Annotated in this window: 14 protein-coding genes and 2 rRNA genes; 10 read left to right on the plus strand and 6 right to left on the minus strand. The window is 41.6% G+C overall.

Annotation, left to right across the window (positions count from 1 at the left end):
• The first annotated feature begins 156 nt into the window (after positions 1–156).
• The 5 genes from AAC851_RS10140 (at position 157) to cysK (ending at position 6,711) form a co-directional block, all read left to right on the plus strand.
• Positions 157–3,047: ribosomal RNA gene (locus AAC851_RS10140) — 23S ribosomal RNA — on the plus strand.
• A 172-nt stretch (positions 3,048–3,219) separates the two neighbouring features.
• A 5S ribosomal RNA gene (gene rrf / locus AAC851_RS10145) occupies positions 3,220–3,334 on the plus strand.
• Positions 3,335–3,556: 222 nt separating this feature from the next.
• Positions 3,557–5,176, plus strand: a complete 1,620-nt coding sequence (locus tag AAC851_RS10150) for a Na/Pi cotransporter family protein (RefSeq protein ID WP_005087853.1) — start codon at positions 3,557–3,559, stop codon at positions 5,174–5,176.
• Between the two features lie 32 nt (positions 5,177–5,208).
• Positions 5,209–5,595 carry a hypothetical protein gene (locus tag AAC851_RS10155; RefSeq protein ID WP_100834147.1) on the plus strand — a complete coding sequence of 129 codons (387 nt, stop codon included), beginning with the start codon at positions 5,209–5,211 and terminating at the stop codon, positions 5,593–5,595.
• Positions 5,596–5,709: 114 nt separating this feature from the next.
• The gene (gene cysK, locus AAC851_RS10160) at positions 5,710–6,711 is read left to right on the plus strand and encodes a cysteine synthase A (protein WP_005084077.1); all 1,002 of its coding nucleotides are present in this window, start codon (positions 5,710–5,712) and stop codon (positions 6,709–6,711) included.
• 50 nt (positions 6,712–6,761) lie between these two features.
• On the opposite strand, the gene AAC851_RS10165 is transcribed toward cysK, so the two are convergent.
• On the minus strand, positions 6,762–7,313 hold the full coding sequence (locus tag AAC851_RS10165) for a lytic transglycosylase domain-containing protein (RefSeq protein WP_005084075.1): 552 nt from the start codon (positions 7,311–7,313) through the stop codon (positions 6,762–6,764).
• Positions 7,314–7,472: 159 nt separating this feature from the next.
• Here AAC851_RS10165 and AAC851_RS10170 point away from each other — a divergent pair, with 159 nt between their 5' ends.
• From AAC851_RS10170 to AAC851_RS10185, 4 genes are all read left to right on the plus strand, one after another.
• Complete coding sequence (locus AAC851_RS10170) at positions 7,473–8,678, plus strand: MFS transporter (protein ID WP_262444755.1); 1,206 nt, start codon at positions 7,473–7,475, stop codon at positions 8,676–8,678.
• A 110-nt stretch (positions 8,679–8,788) separates the two neighbouring features.
• Entirely contained in the window at positions 8,789–9,298 is a 510-nt protein-coding gene (locus tag AAC851_RS10175; protein ID WP_340600838.1) for a hypothetical protein, read from the plus strand.
• A 167-nt stretch (positions 9,299–9,465) separates the two neighbouring features.
• Entirely contained in the window at positions 9,466–11,850 is a 2,385-nt protein-coding gene (locus AAC851_RS10180; protein ID WP_161420340.1) for a YgiQ family radical SAM protein, read from the plus strand.
• A gap of 319 nt (positions 11,851–12,169) precedes the next feature.
• A complete protein-coding gene (locus AAC851_RS10185; protein WP_340600839.1) occupies positions 12,170–12,700 on the plus strand; it encodes a DUF2726 domain-containing protein in 531 nt (176 codons plus the stop codon).
• Here AAC851_RS10185 and AAC851_RS10190 read toward each other — a convergent pair.
• The 4 genes from AAC851_RS10190 to mdtD form a co-directional block, all read right to left on the minus strand.
• Entirely contained in the window at positions 12,697–13,059 is a 363-nt protein-coding gene (locus AAC851_RS10190) for a RidA family protein (RefSeq protein ID WP_005084062.1), read from the minus strand. The genes AAC851_RS10185 and AAC851_RS10190 overlap by 4 nt on opposite strands.
• A gap of 397 nt (positions 13,060–13,456) precedes the next feature.
• Complete coding sequence (gene dinB, locus AAC851_RS10195; protein ID WP_026070356.1) at positions 13,457–14,512, minus strand: DNA polymerase IV; 1,056 nt, start codon at positions 14,510–14,512, stop codon at positions 13,457–13,459.
• Between the two features lies 1 nt (position 14,513).
• On the minus strand, positions 14,514–15,275 hold the full coding sequence (locus AAC851_RS10200; RefSeq protein WP_161420341.1) for a glycoside hydrolase family 25 protein: 762 nt from the start codon (positions 15,273–15,275) through the stop codon (positions 14,514–14,516).
• A gap of 105 nt (positions 15,276–15,380) precedes the next feature.
• Positions 15,381–16,769 (minus strand): multidrug transporter subunit MdtD, encoded by a 1,389-nt coding sequence (mdtD, locus tag AAC851_RS10205; protein WP_005087867.1) that lies wholly within the window; start codon positions 16,767–16,769, stop codon positions 15,381–15,383.
• 164 nt (positions 16,770–16,933) lie between these two features.
• On the opposite strand from mdtD, the gene AAC851_RS10210 reads away from it, so the two are divergent.
• On the plus strand, positions 16,934–18,928 hold the full coding sequence (locus AAC851_RS10210) for a choice-of-anchor I family protein (RefSeq protein WP_134252987.1): 1,995 nt from the start codon (positions 16,934–16,936) through the stop codon (positions 18,926–18,928).
• A gap of 54 nt (positions 18,929–18,982) precedes the next feature.
• Here AAC851_RS10210 and AAC851_RS10215 read toward each other — a convergent pair whose 3' ends face one another.
• On the minus strand, positions 18,983–19,609 hold the full coding sequence (locus AAC851_RS10215; protein ID WP_004637529.1) for an LOG family protein: 627 nt from the start codon (positions 19,607–19,609) through the stop codon (positions 18,983–18,985).
• Positions 19,610–19,713 lie beyond the last annotated feature (104 nt).

The raw sequence follows: 19,713 nt of genomic DNA on the forward strand, positions 1-19,713 counted from the left end.
TCGAAAGAATGAAATTGAGAACTAGCAAAAACACTGAATCAAGCGTTTTGGTATATGAATTTAGATTGAAGCTGTACGGTGCTTAAGTGCACAGTGCTCTAAACTGTAATGTTGGTAATACTACTTGTAGGTATTAACGACTGTTTGGGGTTGTATAGTCAAGTAATTAAGTGCATGTGGTGGATGCCTTGGCAGTCAGAGGCGATGAAAGACGTGATAGCCTGCGAAAAGCTCCGGGGAGGCGGCAAATATCCTTTGATCCGGAGATGTCTGAATGGGGGAACCCACCCGCTACAAGGCGGGTATCAATAACTGAATACATAGGTTATTGAAGCGAACGAGGGGAAGTGAAACATCTCAGTACCCTTAGGAAAAGAAATCAATTGAGATTCCCTTAGTAGCGGCGAGCGAACGGGGAGCAGCCCATTAAGTTATGTGTGTTCTAGTGGAACGCTCTGGGAAGTGCGAACGTAGAGGGTGATATTCCCGTACACGAAAGGGCACACACAATGATGACGAGTAGGGCGAGGCACGTGAAACCTTGTCTGAATATGGGGGGACCATCCTCCAAGGCTAAATACTCCTGACTGACCGATAGTGAACCAGTACCGTGAGGGAAAGGCGAAAAGAACCCCTGTGAGGGGAGTGAAATAGATCCTGAAACCGCATGCATACAAGCAGTGGGAGCACCTTCGTGGTGTGACTGCGTACCTTTTGTATAATGGGTCAGCGACTTACATTCAGTAGCAAGGTTAACCGAATAGGGGAGCCGTAGAGAAATCGAGTCTTAATAGGGCGTTTAGTTGCTGGGTGTAGACCCGAAACCAGGCGATCTATCCATGAGCAGGTTGAAGGTTGGGTAACACTAACTGGAGGACCGAACCCACTGTCGTTGAAAAGCCAGGGGATGACTTGTGGATAGGGGTGAAAGGCTAATCAAGCCTGGTGATAGCTGGTTCTCCCCGAAAGCTATTTAGGTAGCGCCTCGGACGAATACCATTGGGGGTAGAGCACTGTTTCGGCTAGGGGGTCATCCCGACTTACCAAACCGATGCAAACTCCGAATACCAATGAGTACTATCCGGGAGACAGACTGCGGGTGCTAACGTCCGTAGTCAAGAGGAAAACAATCCAGACCGCCAGCTAAGGCCCCAAAATCATAGTTAAGTGGGAAACGATGTGGGAAGGCATAGACAGCTAGGAGGTTGGCTTAGAAGCAGCCACCCTTTAAAGAAAGCGTAATAGCTCACTAGTCGAGTCGGCCTGCGCGGAAGATGTAACGGGGCTAAAACTATGTGCCGAAGCTGCGGATTTGACATTAGTCAAGTGGTAGGGGAGCGTTCTGTAAGCCGATGAAGGTGTATTGAGAAGTATGCTGGAGGTATCAGAAGTGCGAATGCTGACGTGAGTAACGACAAAACGGGTGAAAAACCCGTTCGCTGAAAGACCAAGGGTTCCAGTCCAACGTTAATCGGGGCTGGGTGAGTCGACCCCTAAGGCGAGGCCGAGAGGCGTAGTCGATGGGAAATTGGTTAATATTCCAATACTTCTGTGTAATGCGATGAGAGGACGGAGAAGGTTAAGTCAGCCTGGCGTTGGTTGTCCAGGTGGAAGACAGTAGGCATGCATCTTAGGCAAATCCGGGGTGCTCTATGCTGAGAGTTGATAGCAAGCTGTACTTGTACAGTGAAGTGGCTGATACCATGCTTCCAGGAAAAGTCTCTAAGCTTCAGTTACACAGGAATCGTACCCGAAACCGACACAGGTGGTCAGGTCGAGTAGACCAAAGCGCTTGAGAGAACTCTGCTGAAGGAACTAGGCAAAATGGTACCGTAACTTCGGGAGAAGGTACGCTGCTGACGGTGATGGGACTTGCTCCCTGAGCTATTGGCAGCCACAGAAACCAGGCCGCTGCAACTGTTTATTAAAAACATAGCACTCTGCAAACACGAAAGTGGACGTATAGGGTGTGATGCCTGCCCGGTGCTGGAAGGTTAATTGATGGGGTTAGCGTAAGCGAAGCTCTTGATCGAAGCCCCAGTAAACGGCGGCCGTAACTATAACGGTCCTAAGGTAGCGAAATTCCTTGTCGGGTAAGTTCCGACCTGCACGAATGGCATAATGATGGCGGCGCTGTCTCCAGCAGAGGCTCAGTGAAATCGAAATCGCTGTGAAGATGCAGTGTACCCGCGGCTAGACGGAAAGACCCCGTGAACCTTTACTGCAGCTTGACATTGAACTTTGACCTTACTTGTGTAGGATAGGTGGGAGGCTTTGAAGTTGGAACGCTAGTTCCAATGGAGCCGTCCTTGAAATACCACCCTGGTAATGTTGAGGTTCTAACTCTGTCCCGTTATCCGGGACGAGGACCATGTCTGGTGGGTAGTTTGACTGGGGCGGTCTCCTCCTAAAGAGTAACGGAGGAGTACGAAGGTGCGCTCAGCGTGGTCGGAAATCACGCGTAGAGTATAAAGGCAAAAGCGCGCTTAACTGCGAGACCCACAAGTCGAGCAGGTACGAAAGTAGGTCTTAGTGATCCGGTGGTTCTGTATGGAAGGGCCATCGCTCAACGGATAAAAGGTACTCTGGGGATAACAGGCTGATACCGCCCAAGAGTTCATATCGACGGCGGTGTTTGGCACCTCGATGTCGGCTCATCTCATCCTGGGGCTGAAGCAGGTCCCAAGGGTATGGCTGTTCGCCATTTAAAGAGGTACGCGAGCTGGGTTTAGAACGTCGTGAGACAGTTCGGTCCCTATCTACCGTGGGCGCTGGAAATTTGAGAGGATCTGCTCCTAGTACGAGAGGACCAGAGTGGACGAACCTCTGGTGTACCGGTTGTGACGCCAGTCGCATCGCCGGGTAGCTATGTTCGGAAGGGATAACCGCTGAAAGCATCTAAGCGGGAAGCCTACCTCAAGATAAGATTTCCCTAGGAATTTATTCCTCTAAAGAGCCGTTCGAGACTAGGACGTTGATAGGTTGGGTGTGGAAGCACGGTGACGTGTGAAGCTGACCAATACTAATTGCTCGTGAGGCTTGACTATACAACACCCAAACAGTTGTTGTATTCAAGATAAATTCAATACATAACTTGATTTAGTGTCAAAACTAGTTACAATACGACTCGATTAACTAATCCGTTAATAACTCTTTCGGTACTAAGTGGCATGAACTTAATAAGTTCAAAAGTAAGACCACCCAAAGCCAAAACAGTTTGCTGGCGACAATAGCAAGAGTGAACCACCTGATCCCTTCCCGAACTCAGAAGTGAAACCTCTTCGCGCTGATGGTAGTGTGGCACTTGCCATGTGAGAGTAAGTCATCGCCAGCTTTTAAATACTAACACCCCTAACCTAACGGTTAGGGGTGTTTTTTATTGCAATGAGAAAAAGGAAATAAGCGCTTAGCAATTTTTATAGTGATGCTAATAAATTGTATTAAAAACACTTTATTGTCATATCTAAATCAAATATAAATATTTAAATAGAACAAACGAAGTTAATCCTAAGTCAGTCTAAGTTTTTAATCTGAAAATTATAAAAAGGACGTTTTTGTGCTCAATGTCATTGTTCAATTAGTAGGTGGAATTGGTTTATTTCTTTTGGGCATGTCTTTGATGACAGATAGCTTAAAAGCAATTGCGGGTGAAGCATTACGACAATGGCTGGTTCGATTTACCAATTCACCGACGAAAGCTGTTTTATCAGGGATTGGTCTAACAGTTGTGGTCCAGTCTTCTACAGCAACGACACTAGCTACCATTGGCTTTGTCAGTGCGGGTATCTTAAGTTTTAGTCATGCAATAGGTGTGATTATTGGTGCAAATATTGGGACCACGAGTACAGGCTGGATGGTTGCACTATTAGGCTTAAAGTTTTCAATTGCGAGTTTTGCTCTGCCGCTTGTTGGTGTTGGGGCGTTACTTAATTTATTCGGTAAAGAAAAGATTGCTTTTATTGGTCTAACTCTAGCTGGTTTCGGACTACTGTTCTTAGGGATTCAATTTCTACAAGATGCCATGAGTGGATTGGCATTACTCATCGATTTATCACGTTGGTCAGAACCAAGCTTGATGATGAAGCTTATTTTACTGCTCATCGGTGTGTTAATGACCATCTTATTACAGTCTTCGAGTGCTGCGATTACAACGACATTAGCTGCATTGTCTACTCAAACGATAAATCTGGAACAGACATTGGTTTTGGTGATCGGGCAGAATATTGGGACGGTTGCCACAGCTGTATTGGCTGCAATTGGTGGTACAACAAGCGCAAAGAGAACTGCTGCTGTTCATGTGATTTTTAATGTTGTGACTGCTGTATTTGCTTTTATTTTATTATCGCCTGCCTTTATTTGGGCATATCAACATTTTGAAAGTGTTCAGCAATTGGGACCTGTATTGTTGGTGGCCGCATTTCATACCACTTTTAGTTTATTAGGGGCATGTATTTTTATGCCTTTCTTGGCTAAATTTGAACAATTGATTATTCGTTTACTACCAGAAAAAGAGCATGCCACTACACGTTATTTAGATGAGTCGCTTTATAGTGTTCCAGCACTTGCAATTGCAGCCGTTGAACGTGCCTTGTTGAGGTCAATCTCGGATATGTATGGAATCTTTGTACGTTGTATTCGTGGGCAAATGGTGGCTGAATTAGTTAAAACTGATGAGTTTGACTATACGTTAGGCAAAATTGAGAACTATCTTGATAAAATGTCTGCCCCACAATCTATAGCAGATCAACATCGATTATTGATTTTGCTGAGATTAGTTGTATATGTACGGGTGCTTAAAAATGATTTAAGTAGTGTGGCTCATATAGAAAGTATTCAAAATCAGAGGAATATTGAGGAATTAGCCAATCGTTTTGCCGTGATTCTTGAGCAATTTATTCCTTATTTGCTGAATGAACCTTTTACCCGAATTCCTAACGCTTTGGTCGATGAGTTGGCTAATTTTTCCTCAGAAATGCAGGCTCATCAAGATTTAGTTCGACAAAAAATAATTGAAGAATCTTCGTCAAGAATGGTGTCAGCGGCTTATACATTAGAACAACTGGCAGCACAGCGGTGGTTAGAGCATTTGGTGATTCATTGTAGTCGTGTCGCAATTTTATTGGGGGACAATGAGCAAGTGTTGGTTAATGAGGAGTTAGAGGCTACCCAAGCATGATCGTACTTGATATATCAGTCTGAGAAGTAAAAATGAATCGAAAATACTATTCGACTTATGTCTTTTATGCAGTGATGAGTTGCTTCATCGTGGTGGGATATGCTTATTTGCGAGGCGAATCTTTTCAGTGGTTAGGTGTTGGTATCGCGTTGATTCTTGGAATTATTTTTATATCATTTATTGTTAGGCTGCCTGTATTTAGTCAATACTATATTCCAAATAAACAACGCAAAAATGCAATTGTTCGTCGGCATTCTATCCATTACGCGAACCGAAGGGCTGCACCTGTGATGTCAGGCTTAGTATCGGCAATGTTACTAATCGGGGTTTTTTATTTATTAGGATTTGAGACATTTAAAATTGAATGCTTTGTGGGAGCTATTGTCTCAGCAATCATGAGTTTTTATTATGAACCCTAAGCTTTCATGTTCTAAAAGGATAATTTTTCGTAAAAGCAGTTGCTTTAAGCTTTCTTCATTTGCTGACAAGCCTATAATGATTGAGAATCATTCCAAATCTAATAAGGAAATAACATGTCAACTGATCAACAATTTCCGACACCAGCCAATCTTGGTATCGCAGTGTATTCAAATAATGCCGAAGCAATCGGTAACACGCCTTTAGTACGCATTAACCGTGCTATTCAAACAGGTGCAACTGTACTGGCAAAAATTGAAAGTCGTAATCCTGCATTTTCAGTAAAGTGTCGTATTGGTGCGGCATTGATTGCTGATGCAGAGAAACGTGGCGTACTTAAAGCTGGTATGCATATTGTTGAGCCAACCAGTGGTAATACTGGGATTGCGTTAGCATTCGTTGCAGCAGCAAAAGGCTATCCAATTACTTTAACAATGCCATCAAGTATGAGTTTGGAGCGTAGAAAAGTTTTGAAGGCGTTGGGTGCAAATCTCGTTTTGACTGATCCTGCGAAAGGTATGAAGGGTGCGGTAGATGAGGCAGTACGTTTAGCCACTGAAAATCCTCAGCAATATTTTTTACCACAACAATTTGAAAATCCAGCTAATCCTCAAATTCATGTGGATACCACTGGCCCTGAGATTTGGCAGGCAACCAATGGTCAAGTCGATATCTTAGTCGCTGGTGTGGGGACGGGTGGAACGATTACAGGAATTTCTCGCTATTTTGAGCAAGTTCAGAACAAGCCATTATATTCAGTCGCTGTTGAGCCTGCTGAATCTCCAATTATTACCCAGACTCGGAATGGTGAGAGTATCAGCCCTGCACCACACAAAATTCAAGGGATCGGCGCCAATTTTATTCCTAAAAATTTAGATTTAGATTTGGTCGATGAGGTTGTGCCTGTAAATAGTGCCGATGCAATTGAGTGGGCAAGAAAATGTGCAACTCAGGAAGGAATTTTGGTGGGTATTTCAAGTGGTGCAGCATTAGCAGCAGCAGCAAAAATTGCTGAACGTCCTGAAAATGCTGGCAAGACCATTGTGGTGATCTTACCTGATAGTGGTGAGCGTTATTTATCTTCAGTCTTGTTCGAAGGGATGTTTGAAGAAGCTTAATATCTTTTTAAAACCAAAAACCATGCTTGATCAGCATGGTTTTTTATAGATTACAGCGCTCTTTTGAGCTCTTTTTTATGTCGTTCAACGGAGCGAGCATATTTTCTGGCTTTGTGCCGATTGCTAAAACTGCGTTGATAGCCTGTCGGACCTACATAATAATAACCCAATGCTTTGTGCCAACTGCCTGCGGATTTGTAATAGGTTGCAAGGACATGTGTACCACAATTGATATTAATATATTCATTGTATAAATCACCAGGACAATCTTGTCTCCAATGACTTGGGATGATTTGCATGAGCCCAAGTGCTCCTGTTGGTGAGCGTGCATTTGAGCGATAACTGGACTCTTGACGAATCACCGCTGCCACTAAGAGGGGCGGAACATCGTGTTGCTTAGCACTTTGGAGAATAATGGGAGAGAGTCGATCAGCTGTGGTCGGAGAAACAGAATAAGCTTGCTGGATACCTTTGGATAGTTTTGGGGCATTTAAACTACTACATGCGGTTAAACTCACAATGGATAAAAATATGATCAATTTGAATGGAATCAAAAAGTAATTTTTGAGTGTAAAAAGAGTCGTCGTGTTAAAAACAACCAAAGTAATTCATCCACGTGCCAAAAGTTGGTCCGATGTTAGAAATTATGAGGTTGAAGATCAATAGAGATTCTGTTGTATAAATAATAAAACAAGAGCATTGTTTAGCGTTTTTCAATCGCTTCAGGATAGGCGTATACTGTTTCCAGTCAAGGAGTCACGATGTCTAAGCCTGAAGCACTGTCTGCTCATATTGAGTATGGGTCTAAATCATTTACTGCAATTCTATGGTCGTTGTTCTTTGCAGGTTTTGCCTCATTTTCATCTTTGTACTGCGTACAACCGATGATGCCGATTTTTGCAAAATTCTTTCAGGTTTCACCTACACATAGTAGTTTCCCACTTTCTTTTTCCACCGTGGCTTTAGCCATAGGTTTATTGTTTACGGGTTTTATCTCTGATCGTTTTGGGCGAAAACCCATTATGGTTTTTGCTTTGTTTTTGGTTTCTCTTCTCTTGCTCATCAGTGCCTCATTTCCGATTTGGGAAGTCTTTTTGACTACTCGTATTTTTATTGGATTGGCGGTGAGTGGCGTTGCTGCGGTTGCGATGACGTATATCGGGGAAGAGATTGCCCAGCAAGATATTGGTTTTGCTATGGGATTGTATATCTCAGGCACCGCCATTGGTGGGATGGGTGGGCGTTTGATCGCAGGTGTTTTAGTTGACTTTATTTCTTGGCAATCGGCTACTTATATCATTGGATTTTTGAATCTGGTCATCGCTTGTTTATTTTATTTGTTATTACCAAAGTCTCAACATTTTCAACCTTACCCATTTCGATTTTCCCGTTTTAAAGCTGCATTTGAACAGAACCTTAAAGATCCAAAATTACGGATTTTATTTGCTCAGGGTTTTATCTTAATGGGCTGTTTAGTGACGGTATTTAACTACATTAGCTATCATTTATTAGAAGCGCCATTTCATTTATCACAAGCATGGATTGGTGTGATCTCAATTGCTTATCTAGCAGGTATTTATAGTTCACCTAAAGCGGCACAATGGGGCTTTAAATATGGACGTGATAAGGTGTTGCCTTGCTTGTTATTGAGTATGATACTGGGATTATTCATCACGCTCATTCCATCGCTATGGGCGGTTTTACTCGGTTTAACGATTTTCACTTTTTCCTTTTTCGCAGCACATTCAACAGCCAGCAGTTGGGTTTCTGTGCAAGCGGTGCAATATCGTGCGGTGGCCTCGTCCTTGTATTTATTCTGCTATTACGTTGGTTCAAGTTTGCTTGGTAGCAGTGGTGGTTTGATTTGGGAAAAATTTGGTTGGATAGGAATTAATTTGGGTGTAGGGATGGTGTTGGTGCTTGGTCTGGTTTTGGCAGTACATTTAATGCTTAAAGAAAAAAATTAAAATAAACCGACAATTAAAGTCGCATTAACTTGATAAAAGTCTTTGAAATTTAGTAAGTTAAACCAGTGTCATGTTGGCACAATTTTGATATTAAAATTGGGGAAAATAAGATGGAACTGCACAGTCGCGTTTACTATAAGCATCCTGATACCAAAGTAATGGGGCTATTAGAATCATTATTTAAAAATCATGCAGGGAGTGCAGAAAAGTTTCTAGAAGCTGCACTAGAAATTAATGCTGACAGTACGGAACTAACGCAAGCTTTATTAGATCAGATTGATTCAATTCAATACGATTTAGATCCAGAGCACTTAGATTATATTGCGGGTTATGCTGTTTTAGAATTTACACATGGCTCAAATGGCGATGAAAATATTGAGAATATTCTATTATTTTTGAAAGGCTTATTACCTGATATTCATGCACAAGCTTGGGGTTGTGGAGATGATGATCCATGGGAGTTTTGGTTCAAATTTGATGGTGATGAACTTATTCGTGAAGATGATGAACCTTATAATGACCCTGATGAAGATGAAGAAATTAAAGCTTCTATTTACGTATGGTGGCATCAAGACTTACCTGTAGAAATTAAGGAAGGTTTCTTGAACGAAGACGAATAATTATCAACGCTTTATATGTGTATTTCCTCGAATAGTTACAAATTCTTTTTGAGGAAATGCTTTTGTTTATTTTTTAATCTATAAAAATGAATGAAATTCATGTTAAAATGATCGGCTTTCATCTTTGATGCTATCCCAGCATTTCAGCTAGCCGAGATTCGCAAGCCATGTCTACTGCCTATACCAAGCAAACTGCGCCAAAAGCGCTGTTTGATTACGACAAATATTGGGCGTCGTGTTTTGAACCTGCACCATTTTTACCGATGTCACGAGAAGAAATGGACTTACTCGGCTGGGATGCCTGTGACTTTATTTTAGTTTGTGGCGATGCTTATATTGATCATCCTTCATTTGTATCGGGTGTGATTGGACGTGTGCTTGAGGCACAGGGCTTTCGTGTGGGGATCATTGCTCAACCCGATTGGACCAATGTCGAAAGTTTTCGTGTTTTAGGGAAACCGACTATTGCATGGGGTGTAACCGCAGGCAATATGGATTCGATGATTAACCGTTATACGGCTGATCGTAAGATCCGTTCGGATGATGCGTATTCGCCAAATAATGAACCGAATAAACGTCCTGACCGCGCAGCAACAGTATATTGTCAGCGTTGTCGTGAGGCTTTCCCAGATGTACCTGTATTGCTCGGTGGGATTGAAGGTAGTTTACGTCGTATCGCACATTATGATTATTGGTCCGATAAAGTCCGTCGTTCTATTTTGATGGACTCTAAAGCGGATTTATTAATGTATGGTAATGGTGAGCGTGCCATTATTGATGTGATGCACCGTTTAGCTAAGGGTGAAAAAATCCACGAGATTACCGATGTTCGTGGTACTGCATTTATTATTAATAAACACAATAAAGCATCAAAAGCACAATTCGTTGAAATCGCAAGTAATGACGTGGATAGCATTGGTCGTGTTGATCCAATTATCAATCCTTATGTCATGACTGAAGATATTGATGGCTGTGAAGTTGAAAAAGAAAAAGGCAACTCACTGGCACAATATCAAAACTTCCAAAAAGAAATTGTGACCAATCCAATCGTTCGTGAAGGTGATCAACTCGATCCAGATACACAGATCGTACAGTTAAAACCTGCACCATCTAAAGCGATTAAACATAAATTACCGCCACGTGAATTGGCTGTGATTCGTTTGCCTTCATTCGAACAAGTGGCAGATGATCACGTGCTGTATGCGCATGCCAACCGTATTTTGCATTTGGAAACCAATCCAGGAAATGCTCGTGCACTGGTACAGCGTCATGGTGAACGTGATGTTTGGATTAATCCACCTCCAATTCCGTTAACAACGGAAGAAATGGATTATGTATTTGATTTACCATACGCACGTTTACCGCATCCAGCTTATGGCAATGCGCGTTTCCCTGCATTTGATATGATCAAATTCTCTGTGAATATCATGCGTGGTTGTTTTGGTGGTTGTACTTTCTGTTCGATCACTGAACATGAAGGGCGTATTATTCAAAACCGTTCTGAAGAATCAATTCTGCGTGAAATTGAAAAGATCCGTGATACTGCACCTCAATTTACAGGCATTATCTCAGACTTAGGTGGTCCAACAGCAAACATGTATCGTTTGCACTGTAACGACCCTGAAATCGAGAAGAACTGTCGTAAACCGTCTTGTGTTTATCCAGGTGTTTGTCAAAACTTACATACTGATCATGCGCCATTGGTTCAGCTTTATCGTAAAGCACGTGAAATCAAAGGTGTGAAGAAGATTTTGATCGGTTCAGGTCTTCGTTATGACCTTGCTGTGTTAAATCCTGAATATGTCAAAGAATTGGTACAGCACCATGTTGGTGGCTATCTGAAAATTGCGCCTGAGCATACAGAACATGGTCCATTATCCAAGATGATGAAACCGGGCATCGGGACTTATGACCGCTTTAAGCAGATGTTTGAGCGTTTTAGTAAGGAAGCAGGGAAGGAACAATATTTAATTCCTTACTTCATCGCTGCACATCCTGGTACAACGGATTACGACATGATGAACTTGGCGATTTGGCTGAAAAAGAATGGTTTCCGTGCCGATCAGGTACAAACCTTCTATCCATCGCCAATGGCAACTGCGACCACCATGTATTATTCAGGCAAGAATCCATTGTCTAAAGTGGCGCGTTATACCGAAAACGTTGATATCGTGAAAGGTGAAAAACGTCGTCGTTTGCATAAAGCCTTCTTGCGTTACCATGATCCAAATAACTGGCCGTTATTACGTGAAGCATTGAAAGAAATGGGTCGTTCGGATTTAATTGGTAATTCGAAACAACATTTGATTCCAACCTATCAGCCACAAGGCACGGCTGAAGGTGAATATAAGTCAGCTCGCAAGAAAAACTCGAGTGTTGCTGGAGATTCTGCTAAACGTGGTCAATCATCTCGTCCACAGTCTCATTCAGGTCAAAAACGTCCACAAAAAGGACAGGTGTTGACTCAGCACACTGGTTTGCCACCACGTGAAACTGGTGAGAAAAGACCTTTTTCGGGTAAACCAAAATCGAAAGTAAAAGCGCATCGTTAATTACGGTGCTCAAATGAAGAGAAGAGGACATCCAAAACGATGTCCTCTTTTTTATTCAAAAGTGATAATTGTGTCGCAGTTCAATTTCAAAACTATAATTTATAGAAACATATACTGACAATATTGACTTGAATATTCAGTGTATGCTGATTATAAGTAGAGCTAGGGTAAGCTTTTACGACTTTGGTCGCCTAGTATAAAACGATTAAAAAATTTAAGTTTACGCTGTTGAAATAACTTTACTATCGTTTGTTATTGATTAAAAAATTGGCATAAAGCCAAAAAATGATTATAAAAAATCTAAAGGGATTAGTTAGAAATGTATTATTTCATAACCATTATTGGTTTGCTGCTCATTACAGCACTTGCACTTCGACGTTTACATCAAAATCGGCGTCAAGACAGTCCATTAAAGCGACGCGGCATTCTCACGATTTCTGAACAAATTACACTTATGCGCTTACAGGCTGTTTTGCCACGTCATACTGTACTTGCACACGTGTCTTTTAATGCTTTATTGACAACAAAATATGCACATACACGCCGTAAGTATCAAGGACTAGTGGCAGATTTTGTTGTGCTTGATCAACAATATCAGGTTCTCGCTGTGATTGAGATTGTAGATGAGTCTTCAATTAATCGTTTAAATCAAAAATACTATCAAGATAGTTTGTTGGAGTTGGCTGGTTATCGCGTATTGCGTTATAGCAGTATTCCAACTGAGCAAGAGTTGCGAGAAGATTTGTTACCTGACTTATTTGATCCTATGGTTTCATCGACTAGCACATTTACTGCCATGCCTCATACCGATCGGATGATGAAATATAATGTGCTTGTGGCTAAATCTTAATGGGCATCAGGTCTTACAGCCGTGACAGTCATTTCGACTAAAACATCAGGTGCATAGAGTTTAGATTCAACACAGGTACGTGCTGGGGGATGTCCCTCAGCAATCCATGCGTCCCACACCGCATTCATTGCTGCATAGTCTTTTTCAATGTCTTTCAAGAAAATCAATACAGACAAGATATGAGTTTTATCGGTGCCTGCTTCTGCCAGTAAACGATCAATATTGTCTAAGGTTTGTTGGGTCTGTGCGCTCACATCAACGCTGGTATCATCTGCCAGTTGGCCTGCTAAATGAACGAGATTTCCTGAAATTGCGACTTCGCAAAAACGTGATGTAACATGCAATCGTTGCACAGACATAGTGAAACTACCTAATTAAAACTGTATCAATAGGATTGTACTTGAAGCATTCTGAGCACAGTGTAATTTTGTATAAATCAAGCTGAAAAAGTTTCTATTTCCATTAAATTAGGTTGTTGAATAAAGTCGTGCGGCAAGACAAGAAAAAAGTTATCGTGGAAATTATTGTTTTGAAAAACTGAACAGATGAGAGGCTTTTGAGAAGACAGCTAAAGTGCCCTGTAATATTCGGATTTGATCGTCACGCCAACCACAGGAGCAAATGCTAAAAGCGAGGATTTCTTTAGCAAAGCAAATAACATGGATAATGTTACTGCGTTGCTTAGAGTACTGAAAACTGCATAAAAAGCAAACATAAATTTGAGCTAAAATCGTACTGTTGTGTAAAAAAACAACATTACCATAGGGAAAGTTGTGATTCTTGTTGCAGAGCTTGCAGTTGATAAACACCAACGCCGACGAGACGAAATTGAAAGCTTGGATCAATGTGCATTTCATTGAGCAGTTGTAAAACCACTTGCTTTAAATCTTGTTGTGAGCGAAGTGGGAGTTTAAAGCTTTTACTATGCTGTAGGGTTTGGAAGTTTTTGAGTTTCAGTTTGACGTTAACGCCACGAGCTGTCAGTTGTTTTCTTTCTAAACTACGCCAAACTTGTTCAGCTAGAGGTTGCCAAGCATGATTGCATTCAGCGAGTGTATAGTCATCATCAAAGGTAATTTCTTTCGAGATTTGTTGACGCTCACGCTCTGCTTTGACAGGACGATGATCAATACCTTGAGCATATAAGTACAATTGTTTGCCGTATTTACCAAAATGATGAATGAGTACATTTTCTTCTATTTTTTGTAGGTCGCCTAAGGTGTGCAAGTTTAATTGATTTAATTTTTCATAGGTGACTTTGCCAACACCAGGGATTTTCTTTAGTGCCAAGTCTTGTATGAAATGTTGGATTTGATGAGGTTTAATTACAAATAAACCATTTGGTTTGTTCCAATCGGAGGCAATCTTGGCCAAAAATTTATTCGGTGCCACCCCTGCAGAAGCTGTTAGCCCTGTTGCTGCAAAAATATCTGCACGAATTTGTGTCGCAACTTCAGTTGCACTGGGTATATTCTTTAGATTTTCTGTCACATCCAGATAGGCTTCATCTAACGACAATGGTTCAATGATGGGTGTATATTGCTGAAAAATTTGATGAATTTGTGCTGAAACTTTTCGGTATTTTTCAAAGTTGGGTTCAATCACAATCACTTGTGGGCATAGTTTTTTGGCTTGCCCCATCGACATGGCAGAACGTAAGCCAAACACACGGGCGGGGTAGGACGCTGCGGCAATCACTGCACGAGGGTGATGAGAAGAAATCACCACAGGCAGATCTTTAAGATCTGGTCGATCTAGAAGTTCGACTGAAGCAAAAAAGGCATCCATGTCGATGTGAATGATTTTACGTATTTCATTTACCATCGAGGATGCCTTGTTTTTCTAGAAAAACATGCCACTGCTGTGGTGACTCTACGTAAACATTTAAGTCGACTGCTTTAGGAATACCGTCAATTTTTCCTGTTTGGCTATGTTGCCAAAATAACCATTTTCTGCCGTCTTTTAATTCGGGCTTAGCCTCGTAATCACGTACCCATAATGGTGTGTCATTAAAGCTGCCCATCAATACGATATGATAAAAGCTCTTCGAAATATAGAAAATTGGCTGTTTGCCATAATGTTGATGCAACTGATCATGCATGATCTGAATTTCTTTGAGTAGCTGCTCTTTGGTATAGGTATTAATACAGTTGCTGTCATATTCCAAATCAATGACGGGTGGGAGAGCATCCACTTTGTTCGGGACAGTCGCAATAAAATTTTCTGCTTGTACCTTGCCATCACGGCATAAACGATAGAAGTGATATGCACCAACATGAAAACCTTGCTCACGTGCTTTGAGCCAGTTGTCTTGAAATTTTCGATCTTTAAAATCGCCGCCTTCAGTTGCCTTTATATACACAAATTGATATTGCAGCGGAGAGATCTTTTTCCAGTTAATTTCACCTTGATGATGTGATACATCAAAACCACGAATGGCATAGTCTTGTGCCGATGCTTTTTGCTGGTAAAACAAACCGAAATAGCTCAGTACCCCCAATATGACAGCCAAACCAATACTGACATAAGTTGGATAATGTTGAGCATGTGGACGTTTCGCAGCTTTCTTTGCCATATTGTCTTTAAGGTTATAAGCCCGCGATGAGCTAAGTAGAAATATCAATTATAGAATGATTGTTGCGCTTTGGCTCTATTTTGGCCCACACAGCATAGTATTATTTTAGTCAGCAACTTCTTTAGGAATTTGCCAAAATACCATCGCAGTAATGATATTAATACAACCTAAGGCAATGAGGGCTGCATGAAAAGCACTGGTCACAGAGGCAGTTGGATAATGCTGACCAAAGAGGTTGATCAATGTTCCAGCCAGAGCGACCCCGATACTCATCGACAGCATCATGATCATCGACAAGAAACTATTGCCACTACTAGCATCATGCTGCGGTAAATCTTTTAATGTCAGCGTGTTCATACCGACAAATTGTAAAGAGTTCAGCGTCCCAAAGATAAAGAAATGCAACACTTTTAGCCACAACGGTGTGTCTGCAGTCATCAGTGAAAAACTGGCGATACATAAACCCACTAATACGGTATTGGTCAGTAAAAACCGACGATAACCGACACGTTGAATAATTGGACGAATAATCGGTTTGGAGAATAATGATCCTAGCACCAAAGGAATCATCATTAAACCTGTGATAAAGGGTTCAAAACCAAAGGCGACTTGTAGCATCAGGGGCAAAATAAAGGGAATAGCATTGCTTCCTAAACGCGCAAAGAAATTGCCTAAAATGCCGATTGAAAAAATTTTGTAGCGGAACAATCGTCCATGAAATAAGGCATTCTGATGGTTATGTGCATGATACGCATAGCCAAGCGTTGCTAAAGATCCGATTACCAGTAGACTGATGCTGATCCAGCCAGAATATTGTGGCGCAGCGATATTTTCAATCCCAAGCGACAGACCCACCATAGCAATCATCAATAAGATAAATCCACCGAGATCAAAGGATTTGACGGTTGGTTCTTTTTGATTTGGCATGACTTTAAGCGCCATGATTACCCCAAGCACACCCATGGGGAGGTTAATCAGGAAAATCCAGTGCCACGTGGCAACTTCGACTAACCATCCACCCAAAGTCGGCCCCATCAAAGGACCTATGAGACCAGCCAGACTCATTAAACTCATCGCTGAAAGAAATTGGCTACGTGGAATAATTTTAAGTAAAGCCAAGCGTCCAACGGGCATCAATAATGCGCCGCCCATCCCTTGAATAACACGACAAATCAAGAGTTGATCTAAGGTCTGAGACAGGCCACAACCGAGTGATGCCAGACTAAAAATCACCATAGCAGCAAGATAAGTATTACGGATACCAAAGCGGTCTGCCAACCAACCACTTAATGGGATAAAAGCAGCAACTGATAGGACGTAGGCAACAATTACCCCATGCATTTGTAATGGATTTTCATTGAGCTGAATTGCCATCACAGGAATCGCCGTGTTGACAATCGTGGTATCCAAGGCCTGCATAAAAAAGCCGATAGAAACCAATAGCACCAGTAAACGAAATTCAGGCTGTACGGCTTGATGAGTGGTTGTTGTCATGAGTGGTGACGTGTGAAATATCTGCTTTAGTTTAATGGAATTGTATTTGAAATAAAGCCCAAAATTGTCAAAGACTCGTCATCGAACTGACATGAAAATGTCATCGTATTTGCACCTCGAATGACTAGATTAGCTCTACAAAATAAAATCTATGGAATTTGATCATGAAATTTAAGATTTCAGTGTTATTCACTGCAATGCTGTCAGTGGGGTTGGTGGCGTGTAATGATGATGACAAAACAGAAAAATCATCAAATCCTGATCCTAAACCTGAAGTAGTAGAGCCTACACCAGAGCGAATTCAGTTGAGCTTTTTAAGCCGATATGAATCAGGTGTTTTTGGAAAGAGTGCAGCTGAAATTCCTGCCTATGACCCTGCGACAAAACGTGTTTTTGTGGTCAATGCTGAGCTGGGGGCATTAGATGTACTTGATCTTGCTGATCCAGCTAAGCCAACTTATTTACAATCACTAACTGTTGATGACATTGCGGAAGGTGCAAAGGTGAATAGTGTCAGCATCCAAAATGGCATTATTGCTTTGGCTGTTGAAGCTGCGAATAAAACAGATCTTGGTTTTGTTGCCTTTTATCAAGCGAGTGATCTTAAACGTCTAAGCCATGTGCAAGTGGGTGCTTTACCCGATATGTTGACGTTCACACCAGATGGGAAAACGGTATTGGTGGCCAATGAAGGTGAACCCTCTGATGATTATAAAACCGATCCAGAAGGCTCTGTCAGTGTGATCAATGTGACTGATATCAGCAAGCCAAAAGTCAAAACTGCTGATTTTAAAGCGTTTAATAGTCAAAAAGATGCGTTACTTGCCAAAGGAGTTCGTATTTTTGGACCGAATGCGACAGTCGCTCAAGATCTAGAGCCAGAATATATTGCAGTTTCGGATGATGGTAAAACCGCTTGGGTTGCACTACAAGAAAATAATGCGATCGCGGTTTTAGATATTGCGACGGCAACGGTGACTTCGATTGAAGCAATGGGATTCAAAGATCACGGGCTTAGCGACAGTGGTTTTAAGTCGATGCTGGATCCAAATAAAAACTCAAGTAATGCTTTGGATGTGAGTGATTTTGACGGTAAAAAAACAGTTCAAGATATTATGATCAAGGCATGGAATGGACTTAAAGGGATTTATCATCCTGATGCCATTGCTGCTTATACTGCCGCGGATAAAAAAACCTATTTAATTTCTGCAAATGAAGGTGATGCGCGTGCATGGGGTGAAAATACAGCCGAATATTTTGGGCTAACTAAGCTGAAAGACTTTGAAAAGAATAAATTGCAGCGCTGTGACAATGACAATAGCAAAGGATTCGTTGAAGAGTGGCGCGTAAAACATCTCGTGCACAAGGATGGTTTTGATCGCCGTTGTGCCGATGATCTTCCTGCACAATTACGTGATTTAGCTGCTGGTGCGCACCTGAATCCGACCACTTTTGCCTACTGTGGTGCGAGCAAAGGTGATGCTGGTAACTGCCGAGATGACAAGCAATTGGGCCGTTTAAAAATTACCTGGACACAAGGTTACCAAACTGAAAATGGTAAACCTGTGTATTACTCAAAAGCTGGCGATAAAATTGGTATCAATGGTAATCCACTTACCGATTATTTGATGTACGACGACTTGTACCTGTTGGGTGGACGCTCATTCTCAATTTGGGATACACAAAATCAAGTTAAAATCGCTTATGACTCGGGTGATTTCATTGAACAATATTTGAATAGTGATCAATGTAAACTTGGTAAAGCACGGAATATTCCATGCCAAGATTGGTTCAATAGCAATCATGAAAAAGGTAACACATTAGGCGGACGTAGCAGCAATAAAGGACCTGAACCTGAAGGCTTGACGATTGGCAAAATTGGCAACAAACAATTCTTGTTCTTAGGACTTGAGCGTATGGGTGGGGTCATGGTATTTGATGTCAGTAATCCTAAACAGCCAATTTTCCAAGATTATTTAAATACACGAGAAGTATGGGATCAGGCTGATCCGTCGACGGCATTGTCTGCACATGGTGATCTTGGACCAGAAGGTCTAATCTTTATCTCTGCCAAAGACTCGCCAAATGGCAAGCCCCTATTGGTTGTAGGTAATGAGGTGAGTGGTACCACTAGCATTTATCAAGTAAATCTACATTAAATTTAGACATAAAAATGCGGATCTAGATTGATCCGCATTTTTTATAGGTGATGTTTAAACTTCAATGTGTGATGGTGCATTGAGGTTCTTGATGACATTAGAGATTTGTTCTGGGTTTTCACAAATAATAATTTTGGCGCGATGCTGTGGTGGTAGGAAGCCTTCTTCAACAGCATGATCGAGCTGGGCGATTAAAGCATCATAAAAACGATTTACATTGTAGATAATCATTGGTTTCTGATGTTGATTCAATTGTCCCCACGTGGCAATTTCTAAAATTTCCTCGAAGGTACCCAATCCGCCCGGTAAAGCGATAAAAGCGCTGGCACGTTCAGCCATTAAAGCTTTACGTTCATGCATGCTTTGAACAATGTGCAATTCGGTCAGTTGGTTATGTGCAATTTCATAATCCAACATAAATTCAGGAATAACACCAACGACTTCACCACCATGCTCTAGGACGGTATCTGCAACTTGGCCCATAAGTCCGATACTTGCTCCGCCATAGACGATACCAAAGGATTGATTGGCAATATGTTGAGCCAATTCAATGGCAGTGTCACGATAAATAGGCTTGTTACCTGTGCGGGAGCCACAGTACAACGCGATGAGAGGTTGGGTTGTCTTTATAGGAGTAGATATAATCGTTTTCTTTTCAGTCATTATTAAAACACTATTCATTTGGTTTATTTTTACCTTATCATTTTCATTGTGCTTGTCTAGTTTAAATCACAGATATGACAGTTTTATGCACATTTCGCATACAAAGTATGGAAGCGTATGGC

Source organism: Acinetobacter sp. HZNU-JH01 (assembly GCF_037996845.1).
GTDB classification, from domain to species: Bacteria; Pseudomonadota; Gammaproteobacteria; order Pseudomonadales; family Moraxellaceae; genus Acinetobacter; species Acinetobacter haemolyticus.